The 25,196-nt window shown below is 45.1% G+C and carries 24 protein-coding genes; 17 read left to right on the forward strand and 7 right to left on the reverse strand.

Annotated features, from left to right (window positions below):
* Window positions 1–268 precede the first annotated feature (268 nt).
* Window positions 269–817 (forward strand): carboxymuconolactone decarboxylase family protein, encoded by a 549-nt coding sequence (locus FLM53_RS17320; RefSeq protein WP_176678843.1) that lies wholly within the window; start codon window positions 269–271, stop codon window positions 815–817.
* Between the two features lie 98 nt (window positions 818–915).
* On the opposite strand, the gene FLM53_RS17325 is transcribed toward FLM53_RS17320, so the two are convergent.
* Window positions 916–2,343 (reverse strand): PLP-dependent aminotransferase family protein, encoded by a 1,428-nt coding sequence (locus FLM53_RS17325; protein WP_176678842.1) that lies wholly within the window; start codon window positions 2,341–2,343, stop codon window positions 916–918.
* A 124-nt stretch (window positions 2,344–2,467) separates the two neighbouring features.
* Between FLM53_RS17325 and FLM53_RS17330 the strand changes: the two genes are divergently transcribed.
* The gene (locus FLM53_RS17330; RefSeq protein WP_176678841.1) at window positions 2,468–3,367 is read left to right on the forward strand and encodes a DMT family transporter; all 900 of its coding nucleotides are present in this window, start codon (window positions 2,468–2,470) and stop codon (window positions 3,365–3,367) included.
* A gap of 63 nt (window positions 3,368–3,430) precedes the next feature.
* On the opposite strand, the gene FLM53_RS17335 is transcribed toward FLM53_RS17330, so the two are convergent.
* The gene (locus tag FLM53_RS17335) at window positions 3,431–3,856 is read right to left on the reverse strand and encodes a DUF3010 family protein (protein WP_017061669.1); all 426 of its coding nucleotides are present in this window, start codon (window positions 3,854–3,856) and stop codon (window positions 3,431–3,433) included.
* A gap of 259 nt (window positions 3,857–4,115) precedes the next feature.
* On the opposite strand from FLM53_RS17335, the gene FLM53_RS17340 reads away from it, so the two are divergent.
* Entirely contained in the window at window positions 4,116–5,753 is a 1,638-nt protein-coding gene (locus tag FLM53_RS17340) for a methyl-accepting chemotaxis protein (protein WP_176678840.1), read from the forward strand.
* A 150-nt stretch (window positions 5,754–5,903) separates the two neighbouring features.
* On the opposite strand, the gene FLM53_RS17345 is transcribed toward FLM53_RS17340, so the two are convergent.
* Window positions 5,904–6,251, reverse strand: coding sequence for a DUF3316 domain-containing protein (locus tag FLM53_RS17345; RefSeq protein ID WP_176678839.1), 348 nt, complete (start codon window positions 6,249–6,251; stop codon window positions 5,904–5,906).
* A 262-nt stretch (window positions 6,252–6,513) separates the two neighbouring features.
* Here FLM53_RS17345 and FLM53_RS17350 point away from each other — a divergent pair, with 262 nt between their 5' ends.
* Both FLM53_RS17350 and FLM53_RS17355 read left to right on the forward strand, forming a co-directional pair.
* Window positions 6,514–7,383 (forward strand): LysR family transcriptional regulator, encoded by an 870-nt coding sequence (locus FLM53_RS17350; RefSeq protein ID WP_176678838.1) that lies wholly within the window; start codon window positions 6,514–6,516, stop codon window positions 7,381–7,383.
* A gap of 4 nt (window positions 7,384–7,387) precedes the next feature.
* The gene (locus tag FLM53_RS17355) at window positions 7,388–8,071 is read left to right on the forward strand and encodes an endonuclease III domain-containing protein (RefSeq protein WP_176678837.1); all 684 of its coding nucleotides are present in this window, start codon (window positions 7,388–7,390) and stop codon (window positions 8,069–8,071) included.
* A 5-nt stretch (window positions 8,072–8,076) separates the two neighbouring features.
* Here FLM53_RS17355 and FLM53_RS17360 read toward each other — a convergent pair whose 3' ends face one another.
* Window positions 8,077–8,295 carry a hypothetical protein gene (locus tag FLM53_RS17360; RefSeq protein WP_176678836.1) on the reverse strand — a complete coding sequence of 73 codons (219 nt, stop codon included), beginning with the start codon at window positions 8,293–8,295 and terminating at the stop codon, window positions 8,077–8,079.
* A gap of 205 nt (window positions 8,296–8,500) precedes the next feature.
* Complete coding sequence (locus FLM53_RS17365; RefSeq protein ID WP_017631553.1) at window positions 8,501–10,162, reverse strand: methyl-accepting chemotaxis protein; 1,662 nt, start codon at window positions 10,160–10,162, stop codon at window positions 8,501–8,503.
* Window positions 10,163–10,437: 275 nt separating this feature from the next.
* On the opposite strand from FLM53_RS17365, the gene FLM53_RS17370 reads away from it, so the two are divergent.
* From FLM53_RS17370 to phnE (FLM53_RS17425), 12 genes are all read left to right on the forward strand, one after another.
* Complete coding sequence (locus FLM53_RS17370; RefSeq protein ID WP_137002105.1) at window positions 10,438–10,950, forward strand: RNA methyltransferase; 513 nt, start codon at window positions 10,438–10,440, stop codon at window positions 10,948–10,950.
* 87 nt (window positions 10,951–11,037) lie between these two features.
* Window positions 11,038–11,874 carry an SGNH/GDSL hydrolase family protein gene (locus tag FLM53_RS17375; protein ID WP_176678835.1) on the forward strand — a complete coding sequence of 279 codons (837 nt, stop codon included), beginning with the start codon at window positions 11,038–11,040 and terminating at the stop codon, window positions 11,872–11,874.
* 130 nt (window positions 11,875–12,004) lie between these two features.
* The gene (locus tag FLM53_RS17380) at window positions 12,005–12,898 is read left to right on the forward strand and encodes a LysR family transcriptional regulator (RefSeq protein WP_176678834.1); all 894 of its coding nucleotides are present in this window, start codon (window positions 12,005–12,007) and stop codon (window positions 12,896–12,898) included.
* Window positions 12,899–13,050: 152 nt separating this feature from the next.
* Window positions 13,051–14,058: an N-acetyltransferase DgcN gene (dgcN, locus tag FLM53_RS17385; protein WP_176678833.1), complete on the forward strand. Its 1,008-nt coding sequence runs from the start codon at window positions 13,051–13,053 to the stop codon at window positions 14,056–14,058.
* Between the two features lie 57 nt (window positions 14,059–14,115).
* Window positions 14,116–15,102, forward strand: a complete 987-nt coding sequence (gene dgcA, locus FLM53_RS17390; RefSeq protein ID WP_176678832.1) for an N-acetyl-D-Glu racemase DgcA — start codon at window positions 14,116–14,118, stop codon at window positions 15,100–15,102.
* 299 nt (window positions 15,103–15,401) lie between these two features.
* Complete coding sequence (locus tag FLM53_RS17395) at window positions 15,402–17,375, forward strand: ATP-binding protein (RefSeq protein ID WP_176678831.1); 1,974 nt, start codon at window positions 15,402–15,404, stop codon at window positions 17,373–17,375.
* The gene (locus FLM53_RS17400) at window positions 17,372–18,724 is read left to right on the forward strand and encodes a sigma-54 dependent transcriptional regulator (protein WP_176678830.1); all 1,353 of its coding nucleotides are present in this window, start codon (window positions 17,372–17,374) and stop codon (window positions 18,722–18,724) included. The genes FLM53_RS17395 and FLM53_RS17400 overlap by 4 nt, the downstream gene beginning before the upstream one ends.
* 264 nt (window positions 18,725–18,988) lie before the next feature.
* On the forward strand, window positions 18,989–20,209 hold the full coding sequence (locus FLM53_RS17405) for a glycerophosphodiester phosphodiesterase family protein (protein ID WP_176678829.1): 1,221 nt from the start codon (window positions 18,989–18,991) through the stop codon (window positions 20,207–20,209).
* A gap of 255 nt (window positions 20,210–20,464) precedes the next feature.
* Window positions 20,465–21,505 (forward strand): phosphate/phosphite/phosphonate ABC transporter substrate-binding protein, encoded by a 1,041-nt coding sequence (gene phnD / locus FLM53_RS17410; protein WP_176678828.1) that lies wholly within the window; start codon window positions 20,465–20,467, stop codon window positions 21,503–21,505.
* A 130-nt stretch (window positions 21,506–21,635) separates the two neighbouring features.
* Window positions 21,636–22,406, forward strand: coding sequence for a phosphonate ABC transporter ATP-binding protein (gene phnC / locus FLM53_RS17415; protein WP_176678827.1), 771 nt, complete (start codon window positions 21,636–21,638; stop codon window positions 22,404–22,406).
* Entirely contained in the window at window positions 22,394–23,206 is an 813-nt protein-coding gene (gene phnE / locus FLM53_RS17420) for a phosphonate ABC transporter, permease protein PhnE (RefSeq protein WP_061033843.1), read from the forward strand. The genes phnC and phnE (FLM53_RS17420) overlap by 13 nt, the downstream gene beginning before the upstream one ends.
* Entirely contained in the window at window positions 23,206–24,009 is an 804-nt protein-coding gene (gene phnE, locus FLM53_RS17425) for a phosphonate ABC transporter, permease protein PhnE (RefSeq protein ID WP_176678826.1), read from the forward strand. Before phnE (FLM53_RS17420) ends, phnE (FLM53_RS17425) begins: the two co-directional genes overlap by 1 nt.
* Before the next feature lie 173 nt (window positions 24,010–24,182).
* Here phnE (FLM53_RS17425) and FLM53_RS17430 read toward each other — a convergent pair whose 3' ends face one another.
* Complete coding sequence (locus FLM53_RS17430; protein WP_017631564.1) at window positions 24,183–24,338, reverse strand: DUF3012 domain-containing protein; 156 nt, start codon at window positions 24,336–24,338, stop codon at window positions 24,183–24,185.
* A gap of 238 nt (window positions 24,339–24,576) precedes the next feature.
* Window positions 24,577–24,933 carry a ribosome hibernation-promoting factor, HPF/YfiA family gene (hpf, locus tag FLM53_RS17435; protein WP_017631565.1) on the reverse strand — a complete coding sequence of 119 codons (357 nt, stop codon included), beginning with the start codon at window positions 24,931–24,933 and terminating at the stop codon, window positions 24,577–24,579.
* Window positions 24,934–25,196 lie beyond the last annotated feature (263 nt).

Genomic DNA, 25,196 nt, shown 5'->3' on the forward strand with positions numbered 1-25,196 from the left:
AAATCTTAAATGAATGAAAGCCCATCAGGTTTCACTTGATGGGCTTTTTTTTATTTTTAATCAAAAGGATAAGTTAACAATAACCCGATTTTAAATAGTCTATTCTCCCTTTTAATTCATTCCTCGATATTTATTTTGAACGATTGTTCAAAATATAACTTGAACGACCGTTCTATTTTGGTTTATATTGTTTTCACACCAACGGAGAGCGGTCACTAAATCTCCGTAAATGACAAAATTTAGCATCAGAATTGATAGGAATAGAACGATGAGCAATTTCAAAATTCACTCAGTAGAGTCAGCACCAGAACAAAGCAAACTCATTCTTGAGGGCGCGAAAAAACAGATGGGGAGAGTACCGGGGTTGTTTGGTGTGCTAGCCGAGTCTCCAAATACTTTGAAAGCCTACAGAGAGCTTCATCAGCTTTTTAACGACTCATCTTTTGATGCCGAAGAGCTTACGGTTGTTTGGCAAACCATTAACGTTGAACACGAATGCCACTACTGTGTACCTGCGCATACAGGCATTGCACACTCAATGAAGGTTGATCCTGCGATCACTGAAGCACTGCGTAATCGCACTGCAATGCCAACTGAAAAGTTACAAGCACTGCACGACTTCACGCTAAGTATGGTTCGCAATCGCGGTAATGTGCCAGCAAACGAAATGGAAGCATTCTTTGCAGCGGGTTACGGTCAACAACAAGTATTAGAAGTGATTCTTGGCTTGTCACAGAAAGTGATCAGTAACTACGTAAACCACGTTGCTCAAACACCTGTAGACAAAGTATTCGAACAGTTTGCTTGGGAAGGTTAATCTACTTTTGATTAAGTCAGAGGCAAGAATGAAGAAAGCCCCGCTCGATTGAGTGGGGCTTTGTTGTATTTAGGATCTAGTTTGTTTTGGCTAAGCAGTTAACGTGCATGCTTCGCGATCAACTTCGCCAGCGTCACAATTCCTTCTTTCCAATCTTTGCTCTCTTCGATGTTGGCGACAGTGAAGCGCAGGCAGTGTTTGTATTGGTCGTGTGTGCCAAACACAGTGCCGGGTAAGATTCCCAGTTTATGTTTTAAGCAATCTTGATAAACGGCATAGCTGTCGACCGATTCTGGCAGTGTTATCCAGTTGAGAAATGATCCTTCAGGTTTGGATAAGTGGTAGCGCCCGACAAGATGTGGGTAGCTATCCAAAGCTTGTATTAATAGGCTTTGAAACTGTTTTTGATTGGTTTGATAGAGCCGTTTCATTTTGGATAAATGGCTGCGGTATTTGCCTGTCGTGAGAAATTGGCCGACCGCGGATTGCATGAGGTTCGAGCTGCCCATGTTATCGCATAGCAGATACTTCTCGACTAAGGGCTGATAGCGCCCTGAAAGCAACCAACCGACACGAAGGCGAGAGTCCAAAGTCTTGGATAGTGAGTTCACGTAGATCACTCGGTCTTGGTCATCCAGTTCTTTTAAGCTCGCAATCGGTGCATCAAACGCCAAGCTACCGAACACATCATCTTCGATAATTGGCAAAGATCCGGTTATTTCTAACAGCGCTTTTCGATTGGCTAAAGGCATTCTTGAGCCTGTCGGGTTGGTAAAGTTGGGTGTCAAAAGTAGCGTTTTCACTTCCCATTTATCTAGGGCGCTTTGTAGTGAAGGAATATCGATTCCGTGGCTAACACTGCTTGGTATTTCAAGTGCTTGTAAACCCAGTGATTCAAGTAACAGTAAGTTACCAAAGTAACACGGTGACTCTACCGCCACGATGTCACCCGGCTTGGTTAATGCTCGTAACGCTAAACTGATCGCCTGTTGTGCACCGTGAGTAATCGCAATCTCTTTCGATCCTGCGGGTACGCCCAGATCATGGGTGATCTTTAACAATTGTTTTACTAATTGCTCGTCACCGGGGGGTAATTGGTAATAACCAGGAAGCTGAGTTTGCAAACGACTGTGACGACCGATCTCGGCGTACAAGCTCCGAATAGCAGGGTTGTTGATATTTGGATGAGCTGATCCAGCCAATAGCTTCATACGACCTTTCGGACGAGAGAGTACCGATTTGGTGACAGATAAGAGGTCAACTTTTTGTGGTTGGCTGGGCGCATCCCAGCTTGTCGTGTTCGGTGCTTTAACGCGATAACCGGACTTGGGAACCGAGTAAACCCAACCCGTAGCCTCCAATTCTTGATAGGCTCGAATCACGGTGTTTTTGCTGACACCTAATTGTTCACTTAACTGGCGGATCGAGGGGAGTCGATCGTCTGGGTGAAAGAGCCCCTTATCGATCTGAGCCTTAATATGTTGTTCGGTAGCGAGATATTTATTGCCGCTGACTTCTGCTTTCACGTTGTTCTCCCTCATAGCTCACACTCAATCTGTAACCATTTAAAGTGTTATGTCTGTATCTTTATTAGTTATCTGTACCCAACTAAGGTAACAGCATTGATGAAGAGTTGACCAGAGGTTTGTAATGCTGATTAAAATGATTCCGTTCGTGTTTGTAATATTGTGGTCGTCAGGCTTTGTTGGCGCACGTCTTGGTGTGGAATACGCCGAACCCGCGACGTTACTTTCACTTAGGATGGTAGCCAATGTGGCGCTGTTCTTGGTTTTGATTGCAATCCTTAAACGCCGTATCCCTCGTGGCCGAGCATTCTTTCATGCGTGTGTGGTCGGGATATTGATTCACGGCTTTTACCTAGGTGGTACTTATCTGGCGATTGATATGGGGATGCCTGCTGGATTGAGCTCTTTACTGGTGGGCTTACAACCGATACTTACCGCGCTGATCATGGTTAGTTGTACCTCACAGCGTTTTAACTTCGCGCAATGGCTTGGCTTGGCACTCGGTTTTGCGGGTATTAGTTTAGTGTTAATGGGTAATATTGAATGGCAGTCGGATGACCAAAAAGTCTTGGCGACACTGTTATGTTTAGTCTCACTGGTAGGGATTACCTGCGGCACTTTATATCAAAAGCGTTTCTGTAAGGGGACAGATATGGTGGGCGGTGCGATGGTGCAATACTTGGCCTCTGCAGCTCTGTTTCTGCCTTTCGCAATGCGCTACGAAACCATGCAAGTGAACTGGACGGTAGAATTTACGTTAACTCTGATTTGGCTGGTGGTCGTTCTATCTTGTGTCGCAATACTGTTGTTGCTTTACATGGTAGAACACGGAGCATCTTCAAGTGTTGCATCGGTGTTCTATCTCGTTCCACCAACAACCGCAATTCAAGCTTGGCTTATCTTCGGTGAATCATTCGATATCTATGGTGCAATGGGGTTTGCGTTGTCTGCTGCTGCGGTTTATCTAGTGGTGAAGAAGCCAGAGCTGGTCAAGTTGCGAAGACAAGCGGCTTTAAATCGTTAAAACAAAAAAGAGCCTGATAATACAGGCTCTTTTTCTACTCAATTTTTCGCTAGCGATTGATGATTAGCGCTTCATCAAACAAGCGTAAGCCGTTGTAAACGGTGCTTCTTGGTATTGCTTAAGGCCAGTCTCTTTGAACTTCATCATAAGAGGGTTGCGCTTAAGGCTTTCTTTGATTTCAGCTGGAGACACAACGGTTACATCTAGGCCGTCGATTAGCTGAATTGCTGCTTCAAGTTTGAAGCCGAAACCACCGCCAGCAAATTTGCCTTTAGTTTGACGTTGGCGAATTACAACTTTTTCTACTTGGTAATCTTCCATTAACTTTGCAAAAGAGAATTGAAAGTCTTTCATATTCTGTGTGTCGTTTGCGTCGCTAATCGCAACCTTAGAAACTCGGCAATCAGGAATGTTAAATACGCCGTCTGACAGAGAAAGAAGACAGATGACTGCATCGTTACCTTTGATTTCAACACCACAAATTTTCATGTTCTTACCTACTTATTTTAGAGCCCTACATTATGGTGTTATTTCTAACACTTCTCCAGTATTTGCGCGTATCAGCGGCAAATAAGTCTAAATCCGAGAGTATTTTAGTCGCTAAAAGTTAACCTTTGATTGAAAAAACATCACACGAATTTACGGTATCGTTTGCTATGAGATGGAGCTCACAAAAGCTTAGCGAGATTTCATATGTGTGCTGTATATTGCGCGCGCATCCCTATTTGAAGTGTGGTTATTAATCCCAATGAATATCAATAATCTTTCGATTAAGAGTAAAATCGCGATCCCGCTGTTGGTGATTGTGATTGTTTTTTCTACCGTTACCGTGCTCAACGTTATCAGATCAAATGCTCAAGCTGCGATTAATAACGAGCTCAATAATGTGGTTCAACCGGTTCTAGATAACCTAGAAGACGGCTACCGCGATATCTACCAAATCATCGCTTCGGCACAGGGTCTGTTGCTTGCTAAAGATCAGGCGGCGATTGAATACCAAAAGTTCGAATTTAAAGACAACGCTTATAAAGCGGTTCCTCGTTTTGAGAGTGTTGAAACGCTTTACAGAGCCGGTGTGTTGGATCCTTCTTCTCGTGGTGAGCTATCAAAGCTGGTTAACGCGATGAGTAAGTGGGTTTCGCTGCACGAGCCTATGTTTGCAGACCCTGCGAACGCGCACCAATACAACATTGATTACTCGCCAGCGTTAGACGCTGAGTTTGCGATTATTCGTAAGCAACTGCGTGATATCAGAACGTTGATTGAACTAAAGCAGAAAGAGCTTCGTCAGCAAGCCGATGACTCTATTGAATCAAGCAAGTTGATCATCGAAGTGGGTATGGCTGTTGCTGTATTTGCTGCAATTTTCGCGATGTGGTTGTCGAACCGTTTCATCGTTCAACCAATCCAGAACGTTGAGAAAGCGATGAATGAGATCGCATCAGGTGATGGTGACTTATCTCAGCGAATGAAGGTAGAAGGTAATGACGAGATTGCTCGTTTAAGTTCTGCCTTCAACCAGTTTGTTGGCAAGATCCACGTCACGGTAGAACAAGTGATCTTTACATCGAATGCAGTTCGCTCAGAGATGGAAAATATCAAATCACTAACGCAAAGTGTTGCTGAATTCTCGTCTAATCAACAGCGAGAAAGTGAAGTGGTCGCGGCTGCCGTCCATGAAATGCAAGCAACCAGTGAAGTGGTGAGTGGTAACGCATTAGACGCGGCGACAGCAAGTAATGTGGCGAACCATGAAGTGGAGTCGGCAGATACTACGCTCGGCTTAACCGTGACATCGATTGAACGCCTTGCGCAAGATATCGAGAACGCGGGCGGAGTGGTTCAAGAACTGGATACTGATGTGAAGAACATCGCGTCTATTCTTGGTGTGATCAAAGGCATTGCTGAGCAAACAAACCTGTTGGCACTAAACGCAGCAATCGAAGCAGCTCGTGCGGGTGAACAAGGGCGTGGCTTTGCTGTGGTTGCGGATGAAGTTCGCGCTTTGGCTAGTAAAACTCAAGACAGCACTGGCGAAATTCAATCTATGATCGAGCGCTTAGAAGTAGGTGCAAAACATGCAGTTGGTGTGATGAACGAGAGTAAAGCCAGCGGCGAGAAAACCATTGTTCAAGCAGGTACGGCGGCGTCTTCTTTGAGTGAGATTCGTAATTCGATCGGTAAGATGAACGACATGAACACACAAATCGCCACCGCAGCTTCTCAGCAATCTCAAGTGTCTGAAGAAGTGAACAAGAATGTTCAACGCATCGCAGAAAGCACCATGCAGATGGTTGAAATGGCAAGTAGCGCAGAGAACGCGTGTATGGCACTAGCAGAACAGTGTGAAGCGCTTGATAGTCTTGTGTCTCAGTTTGAAGTTTAACCTTCAAAAGTAGGTAGACAAATATGAGTTGATAATGGTTGCTCGTTTGGGTTCCATTAATCAGCGCTTAACGAAAAAGCCCGTACTCTATGAGTGCGGGCTTTCTTTTTGAATGCGTGAACGGTTTTGAACCTAATCAATCATTCGGTGTTAGCTGCTGCGACCGTCTTTGTATGTGTAACGGTAATCAACTTTTACGTTCGCTTGGTAATGAACATCGCCGTTCATGTTAGTGATTTTTTTCACTTCCATGTTCGCGTCATCAATCTTGAACGAATCGTATTTTGTTGTTTGTTGGAACTGTGGCAGTTCTCTAGAAAGCTCAAAAGGTGTCTTTGCGCTTAATTCATCCATAAGGTTAGTTCCTGCATCGTATGCTTCCGCTTCAGTAACAAATGTATCAGATTTTAGCGTTGTTTCTTGAATCGTTGTTTTGGTTGCTGCGAACGCTGTTGTGCTAAGTGCAAGAGTTGATGCAAGTATGATTAATTTTTTCATAGGAGTACCTTACTGTGTTGAAGTACCTGTGTTCCGGTACAGAACCAACATATCAATGAAGTGGTAGGAGGAGTGTCAGGGGAGATGACGATTTTGTTAGTGTTCGGTAAGGAATAATGAGAAATGTCAGCAGTTGGTTGGAATGATTTTGAACGATTGTAGGTGGTGAAGATTTATGCGCAAAGCATATCAAGCAAGGTGACAGCAATTTGTAACTTCAATACACTGTATGGGTAACCATCGTTCAATATAAGGTAAAGGCATGGCCAATTGGGAAGGGGTAAGTGAGTTTGTTGCAGTAGCAGAGCGTGAGAGCTTTACTGGTGCGGCGCAGAAGCTCGCTACGTCAGTGGCTCAAATTAGTCGTCGGGTGGCTAACCTTGAAGAGCGCCTCGCGGTAAAACTACTTAATCGAACGACTCGTAAAGTTTCTCTAACCGAAGCCGGGCAGCTCTATTATCAGCAATGTAAGTTGTTGGTCGAGGGCTTAGAAATTGCGGAATTAGCCGTAACACAGATGCAATCCACACCGAAAGGTTTATTGAAGGTGACTGCGCCCGTGACCTATGGCGAACGCCAACTCGCCCCGATACTTCACCAATTCTTAAAGCTTCACCCGCAAGTCGAGCTAGAATTAATGCTGACCAATCAAAAGCTCGACCTTATCGATTCTGGCGTTGATGTGGCGATTCGTCTTGGTCGCTTAGAAGATTCAAGTCTTGTGGCAAAGAAGCTCTCCCAACGACAACTCTACGTGTGCGCGAGTCCTAAATATATTGAGAGTTATGGTGAGCCGCACACGCTCTCAGAGTTAAGCCATCACCAATGCCTGGTCGGTGGTTTTGAGCACTGGCGTTTTAAAGAAAATGGTCGCCCTCGTTCGGTTCGTGTTAATGGGCGAATCAAGTGTAATAGTGGTTTAGCTTTATTGGATGCAGCAAAGCAGAGCATAGGCTTGGTGCAACTTCCAGAATACTACGTGAGTGAAGACCTTGATTCTGGAGAGTTGGTCGAAGTGCTGTCCGATTACCGAGACGATAAAGAGGGGATCTGGGCGCTCTACCCGCAGAACCGTAACCTATCTTCAAAGGTTCGTTTGCTCGTCGACTTCCTTTCTGAGCAATTGGACTAATCCTATGACTGAAATTCAGCGTCATTCAGCAAGTCAAAGTGAGTTGATACTCAGTGTGTTCGATACACTTGAGCAACACTACGGCTATTTTGATTGGTGGCAAAGGAATGATCCTTACGAGATTGTTTTAGGCGCGATTTTGGTTCAAAACACCAACTGGAAGAACGCAGAGAAAGCGCTCATTAACTTAGGTGAGCAATGCAACCCAAGGTCGGTTGCAGCAATGGATCTTGATGAGCTTGCTCAAAAGATTCGCTCCAGTGGTTATTACAATCAAAAAGCCATTAAGTTAAAGGCTGTGACAGAATGGTTTTCGAAGTACCAATACGACATGTTAGTGGTTCGTCAACAGGACAAAGATCAGCTTCGAAAAGAGTTATTGGAAGTAAAAGGAATTGGTGGCGAAACGGCTGATGCGATTCTGGTTTATGCGATAGGTAAGCCGTCTTTTGTGATTGATGCGTACGCAAGAAGGATCTTCACTCGTAATGGACTCGATGTGCCTAAATCGTATGAGAAGTTTCGAGCCTTAATGGAAAGCACTATTCCTTTGGATACAAAAAGGTACGGTCACTATCATGGCTTGTTGGTCGATCATGGGCAGCAGTTCTGTAACCCCAAGCCAAAGTGTCAAGACTGCCCGCTTAACAGCACGTGTATCGAAGCTAAAACTCAGACTAAAATTTAACTCGTTTAAGGCTCAATCTCTCCGATGGAGTACAAAACCAACTCTTCTGGGTTGGTGCCTTCCCCAAGTGTTCGAATATCTTCGCCTTCCTCTTTGAGTTGCAGAATGCACTTCATCGCTTTGTTCTGCTCAACACCAATAATGGTCTTCATCTCTGAAGCAGATACGCCAAAGCGAGTGGCTATCAGTAAATCACGAACCTTCTTTTTATCTGAATTAAACATGTTACCTACCTATATCGAGTCGATGATCTTTGCGAATTCACTAAGTTTAACCGACTTCTGTAAATTGGTACTCAAAGCTTATGATAAATCGGAAGTTAAAGGGGGAGATGTTTTTGATGCGTTGGAGTAGAGGGCTTAAAAATTCGGGCTTCAGAATGGGGATTCTGAAGCCCGAAGTGTTTTAGAGGGTAAAGATACAGGGGTATTAAACTGTGAAACGATCCACCAAGTGGTAAAGCTCATTCGCACGACTGTTTAGGTTTTGGCTACCTGTGCGGTTTTGATTTGCTAGTGCTGCTGACTGCGAGCTTTGATCTGATATCACGACAATGCGTTGAGATATCTCTTGGCCGACAATGTTTTGTTGTTCAGTTGCCGTAGCAATAAGCGAGTTCATGTCCATGATGGTATCGATCGACTCTTGGATCTTCGCCAGAGCAGCGGCAGCAGCGTTTGCTTCTTCAACCGTTTGAGCACTGCGGTTTTGGCTTGAATCCATCGCTTTTACCGCGGCGTCTGAGGCCGCTTTTAGTTGCTCAATCATCTTGTGAATATCGCCCGTACTTTCCTGAGTTCGGCTTGCAAGCTTGCGAACCTCATCCGCTACAACTGCAAAACCACGACCTTGTTCACCAGCACGAGCTGCCTCAATTGCGGCATTCAATGCAAGTAGGTTCGTTTGCTCTGCAATGTCTTGAATCACCGCCAACGAAGAGGAGATGTTCTGCACATCACCTTCTAAACGCGATACTACAGTGTTGGCTTCTGAGACTTCGCTAGCAAGGCCTGCAACAGAATCCGCAGCTGCATTTACGATTTGTTGCGCTTCTTTCGCGTTACCTTCGGCAAGCTTCGCTGAATCGGCCGCTTGGCTTGCGTTGCTGGAGATCTCTTGCGCAGTTGTGGTCATCTCAGTCATCGCTGTTGCAACTTGTTCAGTTTCTTCACGTTGGCCTGTGGCAATTTCGTCGACCTGAGCTGCGCGAGAAGACATGCTAGACGTTTCGGCTACCACTTGCTGACCCACATCACTGACGCTTCGAATGATGGTTTGCAGACTGGCAACAAACGCATTGAAGTTCTCGCTGAGCTTAGTGAACTCGGGGGCTTTGAATGTTTCCATTCGCGCGGTTAAATCAGCTTCACCACTCGCAAACGCGCTGATTGAACGGTCAAACTGCTCAAGTGGCTTCATAATTGTGCGGTTCACTGCGACTGCAAACACGGCAACCACAAGAGCGATTAAGCCACAGAAGATAGCGATGGCAGTGAGTGAGCTTTGTAGTGCCGCATTCGAGCTCTCTTTCATTTCTGCGATCACAGCATCAATATCGTCAGTATAAAAACCGGTGCCCAGCATCAAATCCCATTGTGGGATGAATATCGAGTAGCTGAGCTTAGGTAGGGCTTCAGATTGACCAAGTTTTGGAAAGTAGTAAGTGGTGAATTCACCAAGCTTCGAGTTCTTGATGAGGTCACGAATCAGGTAATTACCTTTTTTGTCTTGCAGATCGTAGTAATTTTTACCAATGCCATCGTTGTTTTGTCCAACCACAACTCGAACGCCTTTAGAGTCGTAGCCAAAGATGTAGCCAGATTCACCGTATTCGAGTGTTCTTAATGTCGGTAAGGCCTCTTCTAATGTTGCACCTCTTTCCAAGAACGGACTGATAGAAGATTGAGCCATTTGCAGATACGCTTTGAGTTCCTTTTCTTTCATCGCCATCATATTGCTACGCGTCGATTCTACTTGTTGTGCGGTTAGCTCGGTGCTCTTCATATACGTCACGCTCATCATCCCTATTGCCATCAATAGCAGTGGAATGAAAGAGAGAATATAAAGGCGGTTTTTGATGGTTAGGGTCATGTCACGCTTCCTGTGTGATTGTCTCATGCAATTTTCAACACATTATTAATGTGGTTTCAAAATGTAAATGGGCTTGTTGTTTAATTGTTACCCTAGAGTGTTTTTGTTTTATAAATATGATGACGGTTAGATTTTTGAGGTGAGAAGCCTTGCAACTAGAGGCTTAAGCGCGAAAAAGTGAGTTTGTATCGATGCTTTTGAATTCGACGCTGCTTTGTTAGAATGCGACGCTTTGTAGCACCCTGCTATGTCTATTCGTTAAGTGAGAAAGATTCATGAACAAAAGCCATGTGATTATTGGTTTAACTAACCCAAAGAGCCCAACAAACGTTGGTGCTGTTATGCGTGCGGCTGGTTGTTACCAAGTCGACGAAGTTAAATACACAGGGCAACGCTACGAAAAAGCCGCTAAATTTCACACCGATACCAAGAGTGCTGCGCGTACTATCCCGTTGACTGGTGTCGAATCGTTTTTAGACAATCTTGATCCAGAAACTAAGATCGTTTGTGTGGAGCTAGCAGAAGGTGCAACACCACTGCCACGTTTTAAACACCCAGAAAACGCTATCTATATCTTTGGCCCTGAAGATGGTTCGATTTCTCAAGATGTTGCCGATAGAGCGGATCACGTTGTGTACGTTCCAACAGTTGGCTGCATGAACTTGGCAGCGACTGTGAATGTGCTGCTTTACGATCGCCTTGCTAAATCTGATGAAATGGACGAGAGCAACGAGCTGATTAAGAAAAGCCGTGATAACCGAAATCATCTGCTAATCAAAGAAAAGTAATTCTCTGCTTCTAGTGTTATCTATCCCGTACGCAATCGGATATTATCTTGGGTTCATCACCAGATAATTGAAGGGTTAGATAACACCATGGAAGACAAGCAATTACTTGCCGCGCTACACCAGCACCCTGTCCTCGATCTATATCAGTTATTCCAAGAAGTTGGTCAAAACAGCTCTCTGTACGTATTGTTAGAGAAGCTATCTTCCCTTAAAGAGCACCATCAACTGAGCACGCGTCTTAGTCCTTTTAAGCCTCACATCGAAGGGTTATTGGCTCAGTTCGATAGCTCCACACCGGACAGTGAAATCCTCAAGGCAGTTGCTCTTCAGTCTGAGATTCAGCAACGAGGCCACAGCATGAGCCGTTACATCATGACATCAGATAATCATCGTCATTTTTCTCCAAATGCAGACTTAGTCTTGTTTGGTGACTCGATCACTGAATGGGCTCCGTGGGCGGATATTTTCCGTGAGACCTCTATGGTTAATCGCGGCTTAGCGGGGGATACCACAACCGGCATGTTGCGCCGCATTGATACCACGTTAAACGTGAAACCAAAGCTGGTCTGTTTTATGGCAGGGATAAACGATTTAGCGCAAGGTTACGATGTCGAGCATATCTACCAGAACTACATTGATATGCTTAAGGTGTGGCAAGAAAACGATATTCGAATATTGGTGCAATCAACGCTTTATGTAGGGTCTAAACTACAAAGCTTGAACCCTTCGGTGGAACTGCTCAATAGCAAAATAAGCGAGTACTGTACTCAACAAGGCATTGCGTTCTTAGATGTGAATTCAGTATTGTCACCTAACAAGCTTTTGTCGAATGAGTTCTCGTGCGATGACTTGCACTTGAATGCTAAAGCTTATCAAGCTTGGGCTGAGGTACTTCAACCTGCGATAGCTGAGTTACTAAAATAAATTCACGTAGATAGCTAAATTCACGTAGATAGCTAAATTCATGTAGACAGCTAAGTTGATAGACAGACAGCTTAGTTAATACAACTGAATCCAAGCCCTAAACTTGTTCGGTGAACCAAAGGACGTCAATTTGAACCTAAGACAACTGGAAGTCTTTTACGCCATTATGCAGACCGGAACCGTATCTGGAGCCGCACGCAGCTTGCATGTGTCCCAGCCTAATGTGACGCGTATTTTGGCGCACACCGAGCAGCAATTGGGGTTTGGCTTGTTCGAGCGTGTCAAAGGTCGACTGGTGCCAACGGTTGAGGCGAAAACCTTGTTACCAGAAGCCGAGAAGGTCTACCAACAACTGGGTCAATTTCGTTCCTTGACTAACAAAGTGAAAAAAGGTCATCAGCATTTACGTATTGGTGCGCCGCCGATTCTAGCCACCAAATTGTTGACTCCAGTAATCGCCAAAATGTCTTGTGAGCAATATTCCAGTAAACAAGAACTCTCTTTTGAATTGCTGACTGCCAATCGCGACGAACTGTGTGCAGGCTTATTGAAACATGAGCTCGATATCGCTATCGCATTTGGAGACGAAGCACCGCCAGCAATATTGTCTGAAACGCTATTAACCGAATCACTTAAGGTTCTGGTTCCATCCAACACTGTTGATCATCTACCGACCGAAATAACCCTTGATGAGTTAATCAATTATCCGTTGCCAATCATCGGGCTTGATAGTCGTGACCCACTGGGTTTGCTGCTCCATCAAAGCTTGATTGCACGAGATGAGCATTATCATCATCCAATTTCGGTTCGCGGATACAGCGCTGCGGCGGAACTGGTCAAGCACCAAGCCGGTTTTGCGATTGTGGACCCGTGGACGGCAGAACAATACCAAAATGACGACTCAGTTTGCGTATTACCACTGCAGCTAGCTATTCCATTCTCAGTCTCGACTCTATGCGCCGAACACACGCCACAGTCGATTGCGGCCAAGCAGTTCATTACAGAACTGAAGGGTTCTTGTTAGGGAACGATTAACTTTATCTATCACCTAGTATTTTTCGCCCAATTTACAACCTATAACATCATGTTATAGGCGCGCCATGAATTGGCATTCGGCAGGCCTTAACTTCTTAATTAAAGTAAATCCATACAAGGACTTATTAATTAGGAATACACATGTCTATCGCTCAACCTTACCTTCTTTTTCTTGGGGATGTTACTGACCCACTGGCTGCAAAAACCGCTCGCGGGATTCACCAATGGCGACCAGAAATCTGCCTTGGCCAATTACGTTTAACAGAAGAGACCGTTTCTCTTGGCTTAGCGGATATGACCTTGCAACAGGCACAAGCTAAGGGAGCGAAAACGCTAGTGATTGGCACTGCAAACCCGGGCGGCGTTATTCCTGACTCATGGCAACCTACGATATTAGCCGCTGCAGAAATGGGATTTGAGATTGCATCCGGCATGCACCAGCGCTTGAACGAATTTTCACCGCTTGCTGACATGCAGCAGCGAAGATTGACTAAGCTTCATGATGTACGCCATTTTGATGGTGTTCTTCAGGTTGGTAATGGTAAGCCTCGTCAAGGTAAGCGCCTTCTTACGGTCGGAACCGACTGCTCGGTAGGCAAAATGTTTTCGGCGTTGGCGATTGAAAAATCGCTTAAAGAAGCGGGAACATCAGCTCAGTTTAAAGCGACAGGGCAGACAGGTATCTTGATTGAAGGCAGCGGTATTTCGATTGATGCTGTGGTTGCAGATTTCATTTCTGGAGCGGTTGAAGCGATTAGCCCTGAATTTACCGACCACGAGTGGGACATCATTGAAGGCCAAGGTTCATTGTTCAATCCTTCTTTTGCAGGCGTGAGTTTGGGTTTATTGCATGGTGCGCAAGCTGATGCTTTGGTGCTGTGTCATGAAGTAGGGCGAGCACATATTCGCAATCTACCACATGCCAAATTGCCAACAATAGAGCAAACTATTGATGCAAATTTACAAGCCGCGCAACTGACAAATCCAGATGTGAAGCTGGTGGGTATCTGCCTGAACACATCGGCGATTAGCATTGAAGAGGCTGCGACATTGTGCCAAGAATGGACCACACTTTATCAAGTGCCAGTGACGGATCCAGTGCGATTTGGTGTACAACATATTACTGATCATTTGCGACATTCACTTTAACGATTTCATCATTTCTACGTTTCCATTTGTTAAAGCGAACATCAACCGAGTGAAATTATGAAGATTACAGCAGAACCAATTACTATCGCGATGCAAACGCCTTTTCGCATCTCTCGAGGCAGCCGAACAGAGTGTCATGTTGTTCGCGTTTACATTGAGCATAATGGTAAACAAGCGCAAGGCGAGTGTACGCCTTATCCCCGTTATGGTGAGTCATCAGAGTCTGTGTTGGCGCAAATTCAACAAGCTGCTAGCTCTCTTGAAACGGCTTTCGAGCGTGGCATGACCGATCCTGAAGAGTTACGAGATCATCTTCAGTCTTCATTGACTGGAGGAGCTGCGCGTAATGCTATCGATTGTGCGCTTTGGGATTATCAAGCGCAGCAGAACGACCAGATCTTTCCGAATAGCTTGTTCGAGTTACCTAAGCAGATTGTTACCGCTATGACAGTCTCGATTGGCACACCAGAAGCCATGGCAACACAAGCTCGCGATTATGTGGCGAATGGTGCAAAACTTCTAAAAGTGAAGCTTGATGGTGAGCAAGTAGTAGAGCGTATACGCGCTGTCCGAGAAGCCGCTCCTGAAGTTAAAATTGTACTGGATGCCAATGAAGCTTGGACTGGATTGAATCTTGAAGAACTGTTCAATCAGCTGACTGAGTTTGATATTGCAATGATTGAGCAGCCTTTACCACAGCAGCATGATGCCTCGTTGGCACACATCAAGCATCCTATCCCACTGTGTGCTGATGAAAGCTGTCATACCACATCTCAGCTGTCATCGCTGGTGGGTAAGTATGAAATGGTCAACATTAAGCTTGATAAAACCGGCGGTTTGACAGAAGCATTGGCACTTGCCGAAGAAGCGCAAAGGCTCGGATTTACTCTGATGTCTGGCTGTATGCTTGGTACCTCACTGGCCATGCGTGCGGCTCTGCCTATTGCCGTGCAGTCTGAAATCGTCGACCTCGACGGCCCTGTATTACTTGGTCAAGACGTGTCGCCAGCACTGACTTATCAAGATGGGATGATCATTATCTAAGCTGTTGAGTCTCAAGCAGTAGATTGACGTGATACTAATGAAATCGCATAGGTGAAAGCCTATGCGATTTTTTGTATTGATAGAGTAATCACGTTTCTGTCGGCGAAGTCACTTTCTTCTCTCTCAAAACAGACAACCTAGGGTTTATAAAATAATTGTTATGGTGTTTTATGTGAAATGTTAATGATTACTCTTGTTTTCATAGTTTTACTAAAACTATTTGAAGTGGCTTTAAGTCAGGTTAACCACCTAACTGATTGAATCATTGACCTTTACTGTTGGTTTTTGATGAGAAGAAGGTGGGGCGAGTGAGTAGTCGTGTCTCAGAGGTGATAGATAACAAGGACCGTTTTGAACGTCCATTTCCGATCAAGATTCCGCGTCGTAAGTGGTTTGGCTGGAAAGGGATAGAGCTGCGTTTAGTGTTGGCGTTAGCCATGTTATCGATGACCACCATCTTTCTATCGGTAGTCTCCAGTTTCACCTTTGATAACCTAAATCAACGCCTTGTTGAGCTAAAAGAAAGTGAAATTCCCGCTTTAGATAACGCTGCTCGCTTAAATGACATGGTGCGCGTCATTATCACAACCTCATCGCAACTCAGTGATGCTGAATCCAACTTAGAACGTAAACAAGCGATGCTCAAAATTGAAGACGCTATTTCAGTCATGAATAGCGTTATGGTGCAATTCCCCGATTATCACTCCTATTTTAAAGATCTTATCGCTCAAGTTAACAATAGTCTCAGTCTGTTGTACCAAAGTGAGATTGAATCTGAACAGCTCAACCAAGAACTTCGTAATCTACTCGAAGGCTTTTACCCCTTATTGCAGCAAGCCAGTGATTCACTCGATAGCTTGCCTAATTCAGCCAAAGAGCAGGTTCAATTCACGCAATTAAAGTCCCTGCTGTACTACCAATTAGGCTTGGTAGAAAAACTGTATAACGACTCGAGCTTTAATGAGCTGGATTACACCAGCTTACGACTCGAGCAGGTTGGAGAAGAGTGGTGGCAGCTTTGGGTTAGTGGTGATTTAAGAAGTGCCTTTCCAGAGCTGGATAATCAACTCACCGTAATTTACAACCTAGCCTCAAGTGATAGCAGCTTGTACGGGCTTAAAAACAAAGCGCTCGACCATCTCTATCAAGAGCAGTATTTCTTACAAAACAGCCGTGAGCATTTGAATCAGTTAACGGTACAAATCGAACGTAACACTAGCCAAGTGAACCGCAATATTGATCAGTCGATTCAGCAGGCGCAACACTCTTTGCAATCGAACCAACGTTTATCACTGTTCCTCTCACTGTTCAGTGTGTTAGCTGCCGCGGCTATCTCATGGTTCTATGTGCGCAAGAGTATTTTAGAAAGGCTATTACAGCTTAAAGACAACATGTTCGCGATTTCGACTGGGCACTTAGATACCGAAGTCGCGATTCGTGGAAAAGATGAAGTGACGCAAATGGCGAAGTACCTAAAGGTATTTCAAACCACAGCCAAAGTCGTCAAGCAAACCAACCGCAAATTGGAGGCAGAGGTGGAAGAACGTACCTTAGCCGAGGCCAAGCTGCGTGTTACTCAGGATGAGCTCGTTCAAGCTGGAAAACTGGCCGCGTTGGGGCAGTTAAGTGTCGGCATTACTCACGAGATCAATCAACCTCTGACCGCAGTAAACAGTCACGTTCGAAGCGCGCAACTGTGGTTAGGCAAAGAGAGGCCAGACAGAGCAGAAGATAACCTGAAAAAGATCGAGATCTTACTAGATAAAGTGGCTGCGATTACACGTCACTTGAAGGCATTCTCGCGCAAGAGCGATGGCAAAATAGATAACGTTGAATTAGATAAGGTGATTGGTGATGCGATCGATCTCTTTGAAACGCGGCAGAGTAGAGTGCTGATTCAGTATTCCCCACAACGCGACCAATTGGTGCGAGCCAACAGCATTCGCTTGGAGCAGGTGTTGGTGAATTTGATCAGCAATGCGTTGGATGCTGTTGAACATAGAGAGCTGCCTCAGCTCGACATCTTCACTCAAGAGCACCAGGACACCATTCAGATATTAGTTAAAGACAACGGGTTAGGGATACCCGAAGAGGACATTTCTTATCTGTTTGATCCGTTTTATACCCGCAAGAGCACAGGTAAAGGACTCGGCCTCGGTTTGTCTATCGCATACAACATAATTAAAGACTTTGGCGGCTCGATTCACGTCGAATCGGTTGAACGCCAAGGCACCACCTTTATCGTCACTCTACCAAAAGGCACAAACTCATGACTTCAGAAAAACACATAGTTCTTATCGACGATGAAACAGACGTTGTTGAAGCCGTGAGCGAAATGTTGGAACTCGAGGGTTTTCGTGTCACTAGCTTTACCGACCCAAACCTTGGCCTGAAGTCCCTCAAAGCAAGCAGTCAGTCGGTGGTGCTGTGTGATGTGCGGATGCCACAAGTCGACGGGCTTACGTTGTTATGCTCAATCCAACATCGCGCGGCCAATGTTCCGGTATTACTGATGAGCGGGCATGGTGATATTCCTATGGCGATAGAGGCGATGAAGCTGGGTGCGTTCGACTTTCTGGAGAAACCCCTCAATGCCAGTGAGTTGGTAGAAAAGCTCGATTTGGCGTTGGCACAATGTCAGCAGAACAGCCCAACAACGTTAGACAACGATCAAGATACAGAACTACCGATTGAATCTGTGGTTATCGGGCAATCCCAAGCGATGGACACCATACGTAAGCAAGTGCTTGCGCTCTCTCATACTGGCGTCGATACCATCATTAACGGCGAGACTGGTACGGGTAAAGAGGTGATTGCTCGCGCCTTGCATCAGTTTAGTCGTCGTAAGGCAAAGCCGTTCGTCGCAATAAACTGTGGTGGCATGACAGAGAGCATTATTGAGAGTGAGCTGTTTGGTCATGAAGCGGGCTCGTTTACCAGTGCCAATAAGAAACGCATCGGAAAAATAGAACAAGCCAATGGTGGCACTCTGTTTCTCGATGAAATTGAAAGTATGCCGATTGCAGTGCAGATTAAGTTGCTACGCGTGATTCAAGAGCGAGTGATTGAGCGTGTTGGTGGTAATGAATTGATACCTGTCGATATTGTGGTGGTCGCTGCCAGTAAAGCTGACCTTGCAAGCCTCAGTGAATCCGGTGAATTCAGAGCCGATCTCTTTTATCGCCTAAATATTGCGAGCTTAAACCTTCCGGCACTGCGCCAACGCAAAGAGGACATTCAGGTGTTGTTCCGTCACTTTGTGATTCAAGCGAGCCACAAGTACAAGACGCGTCCTTCGACGATTTATCCTGAACAGATACAGCAGCTGTGTCGACATGAATGGCCAGGAAACGTACGTGAGCTACGTAACGTTGCCGACCGATTTGTACTCGGTATTGTCGGCGATGGCTTTGATCTTCAATCGCCAATTTGTGAATCAACCGGGGAAGACTTCGCCTTTGAAAAGCAGATGGAGCAGTACGAGAGAAATGTATTAACCGAAGCCTTGATAGAGAGCGCAGGCAATATCAATGAGGTCTCAAGTAAGCTGAATCTGCCACGTAAAACGCTTTATCGAAAAATGAAGAAACACCAGTTGGACAAAGAGAGTTTTAAAGCTTAACTCGCTAGGTTGGTTATCAAATAACAAACCTAAACCAAAAGACAAAGCAGAAGAAAAAAGCACAAGACAACAATGACCCATTTATCATTTAGTCGAATGAGTAACTGTTTCAAGTGATTGTAATAAAAGAGTTTTAACATTTGGCACAAAGCGTGCAATCCCTACATTGTGGCATCAGCCCACATGAGGTCATCTCACAGAAAGTAGATATGACTGGATTAAGGAAATTAGAAAAATAATTGCTTGTTGCAAGGAGATACAAACATGAAGCAAATACTGAAAGGTTCGATTGCTCTGATACTCGGCGTTAGCTCAATGACAGCATGGGCGGCGACAGAGTCAGCAAACCTAGGACCTCGTCCCCTCTTTTTAGTCAACAATATGGACGAGAGCCCTTTGAAAACCAAGCTGCTTAGTTGTAGCGAAGGGCCTTTTCATCGTAGCGATTTTTCTATTGGGCATCGCGGAGCTGCAATGCAGTTTCCCGAGCACACCAAAGAATCGTACTTAGCGGCGATTCAGATGGGAGCCGGTGTCGTAGAGTGTGATGTGACCTTCACTAAAGATAAGGAATTGGTGTGTCGACATTCTCAAAGTGACCTGCACACCACAACCGATGTGTTGGCTCACCCAGAGCTTGCTAAGAAGTGTTCAGTTCCATTTAAACCTGCGAACCCAGCGACAGGCGAAGATGCTCAGGTTGAGTGTCGAACTTCCGATTTCACGCTGGCGGAGTTTAAGACGTTAAAAGGCAAAATGGATGGGGCGAACCCGAAAGCCACCACAGTCGAAGAGTACATGAACGGCACTCCGGGTTGGAGAACCGATCTTTACAGCCAGAGCGGTACGCTGATGACACACGCCGAAAGTGCGGAATTATTTAAAGAGCACGGTGTGAAAGTGACTCCTGAATTGAAATCGGCAGCGGTTGAAATGCCTTTCAATGGTTTCAGCCAAGAGATGTACGCGCAAAAGCTGGTGGATGAATTACAAGAAGCGGGCTTTGCACCTTCAGAAACTTATTTGCAATCGTTCAACCTAGATGATGTGAAGTACTGGATTAAAGCAGCACCAAAATTCGGCAAACAAGCCGTTTATCTTGATGACCGTGTTTACGAGCAAGCGGACTTTGTCGCGTCTGTTGAGAACATGAAAGAGCTGCATGATGCGGGTGTAAACATTATTGCGCCGCCTCTGTTTGCGTTGGTTGATCTAGATGAGAACAACGAACTGGTTGCGTCTAATTACGCCAAGCTCGCTAAAGGTGCAGACCTCGACATCATTGCATGGACTCTGGAGCGTTCAGGCCCACTAGCACAAGGCGGTGGTTGGTATTACAAGAGCGTGAAAGATGGCATCAACAATGATGGCGACATGATGAAAATGCTCGATGTGTTGGCACAAGATGTAGGTGTGATGGGCGTATTCAGTGACTGGCCTGCAACTGTCACTTACTACGCAAACTGCATGGACAGCGACGCCTAAATTATCTGGGTTATTGAAGAATAATAAGAGAAAAAGCAGTGAACCAAAGAGCCTTCGGGCTCTTTTTTTACCGTTAAAATTGATGGGACATAAATGACCCAAATGTAAGCTTTTGGGTTGGACATGAATGACTCAAAATAGATTGTTGGATTCAAATTGTAATTTAAGTCATTGAATTTAAATGAATAAAAACATGGCACAAAGGCTGCAATAGCGAAGGTGACTTTCAACAATAAGTAAAAGTAAGGTTTGAATATGAAAATCAGTGTTAAAGGACTGTTAATCGCTAGCTCATTACTATTTCCTTCAATGGCTATGGCAAGCGACTGCTCTAGCCGTGGTGTGTTAGACGATCGATACTGTGATGAAAACCAAGATTTGGTGGCTGACTCACCGAAGAATTCAGATGAGTGGAACGACCCAAGTACGCTTGTGTTCACCTACACACCAGTAGAAGACCCTGCGCTATATAAAGATGCGTTTGCCGACTTCCAAGCTCACCTAAGTAAAATTACAGGTAAGCGAGTGATTTACTACACGGTGCACTCGAACTCTGCACAAGTAGAAGCGATGCGTTCTGGTCGTTTGCATGTTGCTGGTTTCTCTACGGGCCCAACTGGCTATGCGGTTAACTTAGCGGGTTACGTTCCAATTGCAGTGAAAGGCGATGAGTCTGGTTTCCAAGGCTACAACCTGATCACCATTGTGCGTAAAGACAGTGGCATCAACACCATGGCTGATCTAAAAGGCAAAAAGGTTGCACATACTTCTGCATCATCAAACTCTGGCAACCTAGCTCCTCGTGCGTTATTCCCAGCTAAAGGGTTAGTGCCAGATGAAGACTACAAAGTGCTTTACTCAGGTAAGCATGACCAATCGATTCTAGGTGTCTTCAATGGAGACTATGATGCGGCACCTGTGGCATCTGACGTGTACGACCGTATGGTGGCAGCAGGCCGTGTTGATGATTCTGAGCTTAAGATCATTTACCGCAGCCCACGCTTCCCAACGTCTGCTTTTGGTTACGCTTACAACCTAAAACCAGAGCTAGTTGAGAAGATCAACGAAGCTTTCTTCAGTTACCGCTTCACACCAGAGATGAGTGCATCATTCAAAGGTGCAGACCGTTTCTCGCCAATCAGCTACAAAGAAGAGTGGGATGTGATTCGTGATATCGCCCACGCGACAGGCACGGCTTATACCAAAGCAGGTTTGAAAAAACTGGCTGAAAAAGACGCCGCTAAACGTGCAAAGAAAAAAGCCGCTGAGTTAGCGAAACAAGCAAATAACGGCTAACTCTTAGTTTGAAAGAAGACTTAGGTTTCATATCAAGCCTAGGTCTCCAAGAACACTTACCTTAATTAAAAATCTATGCCCTCGCGGGTAGGGCATAGATCATTCAAAAATTCGCACAAGGAAATGCAGTATGACCGTAGCAAGCTATGACGGAATAAAGATCAACAACCTATTTCATGAATATGTGGCAGGCAAGCCAATCCTTAAAGGCATTAATATTGATATCGACGAGCCAGGAATCATCGCGATTATCGGCCCGTCGGGTACCGGAAAAAGCACACTTCTGCGTTGTATCAATCGTCTTAACGATTCGAGCCAAGGGGAGATCATTTTTGATGGTGCCGACCTGACTCAACTAAAAGGCCAAGCACTTCGCAAACAGCGCCGTCATATCGGCATGGTCTTTCAAGAGTACAACTTGGTAGAGCGTTTAACGGTTATCGAAAACGTGTTGAGTGGGCGTTTAGGTTACATGACCGCTTGGAATGCGTGGCGCCGTAACTACTCAGCACAAGACTTAGCAAAAGCGTTTGAGTTACTGGAATTTGTTGGTCTGCAAGATTTTGCAAACCAACGTGCCGACAGCTTATCTGGCGGTCAAAGGCAGCGTGTTGGTATTGCTCGTGCAGTAATGCAAGACCCTTATATCCTTCTTGCTGATGAACCAACCTCATCACTTGACCCGAAAACCGCGGTTGAGATCATGGAGTTGATGGAAACCTTTGCCGAACAGAAAAACATCCCGGTGTTGGTGAATATCCACGATGTGAACTTAGCCAAGCGTTATGCCAAACGTATCATTGGTATGTGTAATGGCAAGGTGCATTACGATGGCAGCCCAGAAGGCATCTCAGAGGAAGATCTGAAAATCATCTACGGAGGTGAGTCATGGCTGGATTAAACCCAAGTTCGTCGCCAAGTCTTTCGCAAGCTAACCGTGAAAACCCGTTTAAAGCGTCGTGGACGAACCGTGCGATCATCGCTGGCGTTATCGCTTATTTGTTCTATAGCTTTTCGACATTGGGGCTGACGTTTGAGCGTTTGATCATCGGCTTTGGTGAAAGTGAACGATTACTATCTCGAATGTTCCCGCCTGACTTTTCACGTACCAGTTTGCTATTGAGTGGCCTCGCAGAGAGCTTGCAGATTGCGATTATTTCGAGCTTCTTTGGCATTGTGATTTCATTATTCCTTGGTCTACTTGCTGCAAGAAATATGATGCCAGCGATCGTTTCAACGCCGGTCCGTGCTTTTATCGCCTTATGTCGCTCTTTTCATCCAGTGATCATCGCCATCTTATTTGTAAAAGCGGTGGGCTTTGGGGCGCTAGCTGGCATCTTGACCTTGGTGTTTGCGTCGATAGGCTTCATCGCTAAGCTTTTCGCTGAAGCGATTGAAGAGATCTCTTTTAAACCGGTTGAAGCAATTAAAGCGACAGGCGCTAGCTTTGTTAGTGTCATTCTGTATGCCGTGATGCCACAGGTTTTCACGCGATTTATTGGCTTTGCAAGCTATCAGTTGGATTCTAATCTGCGTAATTCGACTATGGTGGGCATTGTGGGGGCAGGCGGCCTTGGCGGAACACTTTTCTCTGCATTCCAACGTTTCGACTATGACTTCGTTGCCGCTATCTTGCTCACCATTATCGCACTGATTCTTGTCGGTGAATTCCTTTCCAACATTGTTAGGAGAATCTTCTAATGACAACTGCATCTATCGATAGAGAGTGGCAGCGTTTTACACCTAATGAACGTGTGGCTCGATTCGCCGTTTACCTTAGCCTAGTGTGTGCCTTTGTTTGGTCTTGGCAGACGGTGGAAGTGATTCCTGAGTTTCTTTATGACGCGCCTGCTCAGTTCGCTGATATGTTTCAGCGTATGGTGCCAATGGATTACGCTTTTTACCCACAAACGATCCATGCCGCGATGATTGAAACGTTGCACATCGCGACCTTGGGTACACTGTTTACTTTGGTGTTCGCGATTCCTTTAGCGTTGTTGAATGCACCAAACATTACTCCCAATAAAGCGTTGAACTGGTTTGCTCAATTTTTCCTTGTGTCTTCACGTTCGGTGAACTCACTGGTATGGGCATTACTGTTTATCGCACTGTTTGGCCCCGGTGTTCTCGCCGGCATCATGGCAATTGCAATTCGCAGTATCGGCTTTGTAGGGAAGCTGTTAGCGGAAGCCATTGCCGAAGTGAACATGGGGCCTATTGAAGCTTTACGTGCAACGGGCGCTTCGTGGATGAGTATCTTGTTGAAAGGGTATTGGCCACAAGTGATGCCTGCGTTCTACTCAATCGTGTTATTCCGTTGGGACATCAACGTGCGTGAATCTGCGGTACTGGGTTTGGTGGGCGCTGGTGGTATTGGCGTGGTGCTAAACGATGCGCAAAACCTTTTTGAATGGCAAAAAGTTTCGATGGTATTAGTGAGTATTTTTGCGGTGGTTGTCGTTGCAGAAGCGGTGGTTATCCATATCCGTAACAAACTGATCTAATCGGTGTGTTGTGTTCACTATGCTTTTAATGACATGTGATTCGTGTGAAAGTTGAGAGCTTGCCTATCTAGCATTTTAAAGCTCGAACGACCCTAGGTAATTCGGTCTACCTAGTGGTCGTTTTTTTATGCGGTGTGTTCTGTATTTAACTGTATTCAACGGAAAGCGAGCGCTTAGAAAATACAGTGTTTAGCAAAATCACCCGCTTCATTTGCCGTCCAGTCACCTTTAGGCTTTTCTTTCATATCTGCACACCAAGCTTCACTGCCAACCTCAGTACAAGCCATTAATTGAGTGGCTAGGAAAAGTATCAACGCGACTTTTTTCATAACAAATATTCCATTTTGGTCTAGGTTTCTGGGTATAACTCTACCAAATACTATTCGTGATTGTTATAGCAACCAGAGACTTAAGGGATTTAAAGACGATATGAATTTGAGTTGAAATAGCGATTTGGTAACGAGAGGGGATGATTGAGTCTCAAGATCGAAAAAGCCAGCAACGTGTGCTGGCTTTGCAATTCTTGATAAGCTTCTATTCGTTAGTAAGCTCGAGCTACTTGAGTAATTATACCAGTTTCATCTCTTGGATGATGTCCGAAGCAATCTCTGGCTTGGTACTTGTTGGTTTCTCGTGTAGGTCTGCTTTTAATTGTCCCTTACGGTTACTTAGGCCTGCTTCTAGCTTCTTAATCGCTGATGCGATAGCCGGATACATAACGTCATCTGTAGCTTTTGCGTTTACACGTACACCTTCGTAGTTGGTGAACACTTCAACCTGATGTTGACCATGTTCTTTTGTAATGATGATGTCGCAGCTAATCAGTGATGGAAAATGGTTAGATATCTTTTCGAATTTACCTTCGATGTCTTTACGTGAGTCGTCGTTAATTGATACGTGATGTGTTTGAACGTTTATTTTCATAAATCATACCTTTCCAATGACTGTGTCATTTAAACGTAGCAAACATCGGATAGATTAACCAATAGAGAAAGTACACATGTGTGATTGACTTCAGTGTTATCAAATAATCTCTCCTTCCTCCCTTGAAAGTCCGAATAACTGATCGCATATTATGTTTCGTGTTTTCGAGACATGTTCAAAAATACCCCATCCTTGATAATTTGCTCTAACGTAGCGCTCAATCCCAGTGAATCACTCTTCGTCAGTTTTATAATTCCGAACTT

Source organism: Vibrio sp. Scap24, assembly GCF_013394185.1.
GTDB lineage: Bacteria > Pseudomonadota > Gammaproteobacteria > Enterobacterales > Vibrionaceae > Vibrio > Vibrio pomeroyi.

Bases quoted from the DNA above. Each gene is read 5' to 3' on its own strand.
- FLM53_RS17320 (WP_176678843.1), top strand. From the start codon at position 269: ATGAGCAATTTCAAAATTCACTCAGTAGAGTCAGCACCAGAACAAAGC.
- FLM53_RS17330 (WP_176678841.1), top strand. From the start codon at position 2,468: ATGCTGATTAAAATGATTCCGTTCGTGTTTGTAATATTGTGGTCGTCA.
- FLM53_RS17335 (WP_017061669.1), bottom strand. From the start codon at position 3,856: ATGAAAATTTGTGGTGTTGAAATCAAAGGTAACGATGCAGTCATCTGT.
- FLM53_RS17340 (WP_176678840.1), top strand. From the start codon at position 4,116: ATGAATATCAATAATCTTTCGATTAAGAGTAAAATCGCGATCCCGCTG.
- FLM53_RS17345 (WP_176678839.1), bottom strand. From the start codon at position 6,251: ATGAAAAAATTAATCATACTTGCATCAACTCTTGCACTTAGCACAACA.
- FLM53_RS17350 (WP_176678838.1), top strand. From the start codon at position 6,514: ATGGCCAATTGGGAAGGGGTAAGTGAGTTTGTTGCAGTAGCAGAGCGT.
- FLM53_RS17355 (WP_176678837.1), top strand. From the start codon at position 7,388: ATGACTGAAATTCAGCGTCATTCAGCAAGTCAAAGTGAGTTGATACTC.
- FLM53_RS17360 (WP_176678836.1), bottom strand. From the start codon at position 8,295: ATGTTTAATTCAGATAAAAAGAAGGTTCGTGATTTACTGATAGCCACT.
- FLM53_RS17365 (WP_017631553.1), bottom strand. From the start codon at position 10,162: ATGACCCTAACCATCAAAAACCGCCTTTATATTCTCTCTTTCATTCCA.
- FLM53_RS17370 (WP_137002105.1), top strand. From the start codon at position 10,438: ATGAACAAAAGCCATGTGATTATTGGTTTAACTAACCCAAAGAGCCCA.
- FLM53_RS17375 (WP_176678835.1), top strand. From the start codon at position 11,038: ATGGAAGACAAGCAATTACTTGCCGCGCTACACCAGCACCCTGTCCTC.
- dgcN (WP_176678833.1), top strand. From the start codon at position 13,051: ATGTCTATCGCTCAACCTTACCTTCTTTTTCTTGGGGATGTTACTGAC.
- dgcA (WP_176678832.1), top strand. From the start codon at position 14,116: ATGAAGATTACAGCAGAACCAATTACTATCGCGATGCAAACGCCTTTT.
- FLM53_RS17400 (WP_176678830.1), top strand. From the start codon at position 17,372: ATGACTTCAGAAAAACACATAGTTCTTATCGACGATGAAACAGACGTT.
- FLM53_RS17405 (WP_176678829.1), top strand. From the start codon at position 18,989: ATGAAGCAAATACTGAAAGGTTCGATTGCTCTGATACTCGGCGTTAGC.
- phnD (WP_176678828.1), top strand. From the start codon at position 20,465: ATGAAAATCAGTGTTAAAGGACTGTTAATCGCTAGCTCATTACTATTT.
- phnC (WP_176678827.1), top strand. From the start codon at position 21,636: ATGACCGTAGCAAGCTATGACGGAATAAAGATCAACAACCTATTTCAT.
- phnE (WP_061033843.1), top strand. From the start codon at position 22,394: ATGGCTGGATTAAACCCAAGTTCGTCGCCAAGTCTTTCGCAAGCTAAC.
- phnE (WP_176678826.1), top strand. From the start codon at position 23,206: ATGACAACTGCATCTATCGATAGAGAGTGGCAGCGTTTTACACCTAAT.
- FLM53_RS17430 (WP_017631564.1), bottom strand. From the start codon at position 24,338: ATGAAAAAAGTCGCGTTGATACTTTTCCTAGCCACTCAATTAATGGCT.
- hpf (WP_017631565.1), bottom strand. From the start codon at position 24,933: ATGAAAATAAACGTTCAAACACATCACGTATCAATTAACGACGACTCA.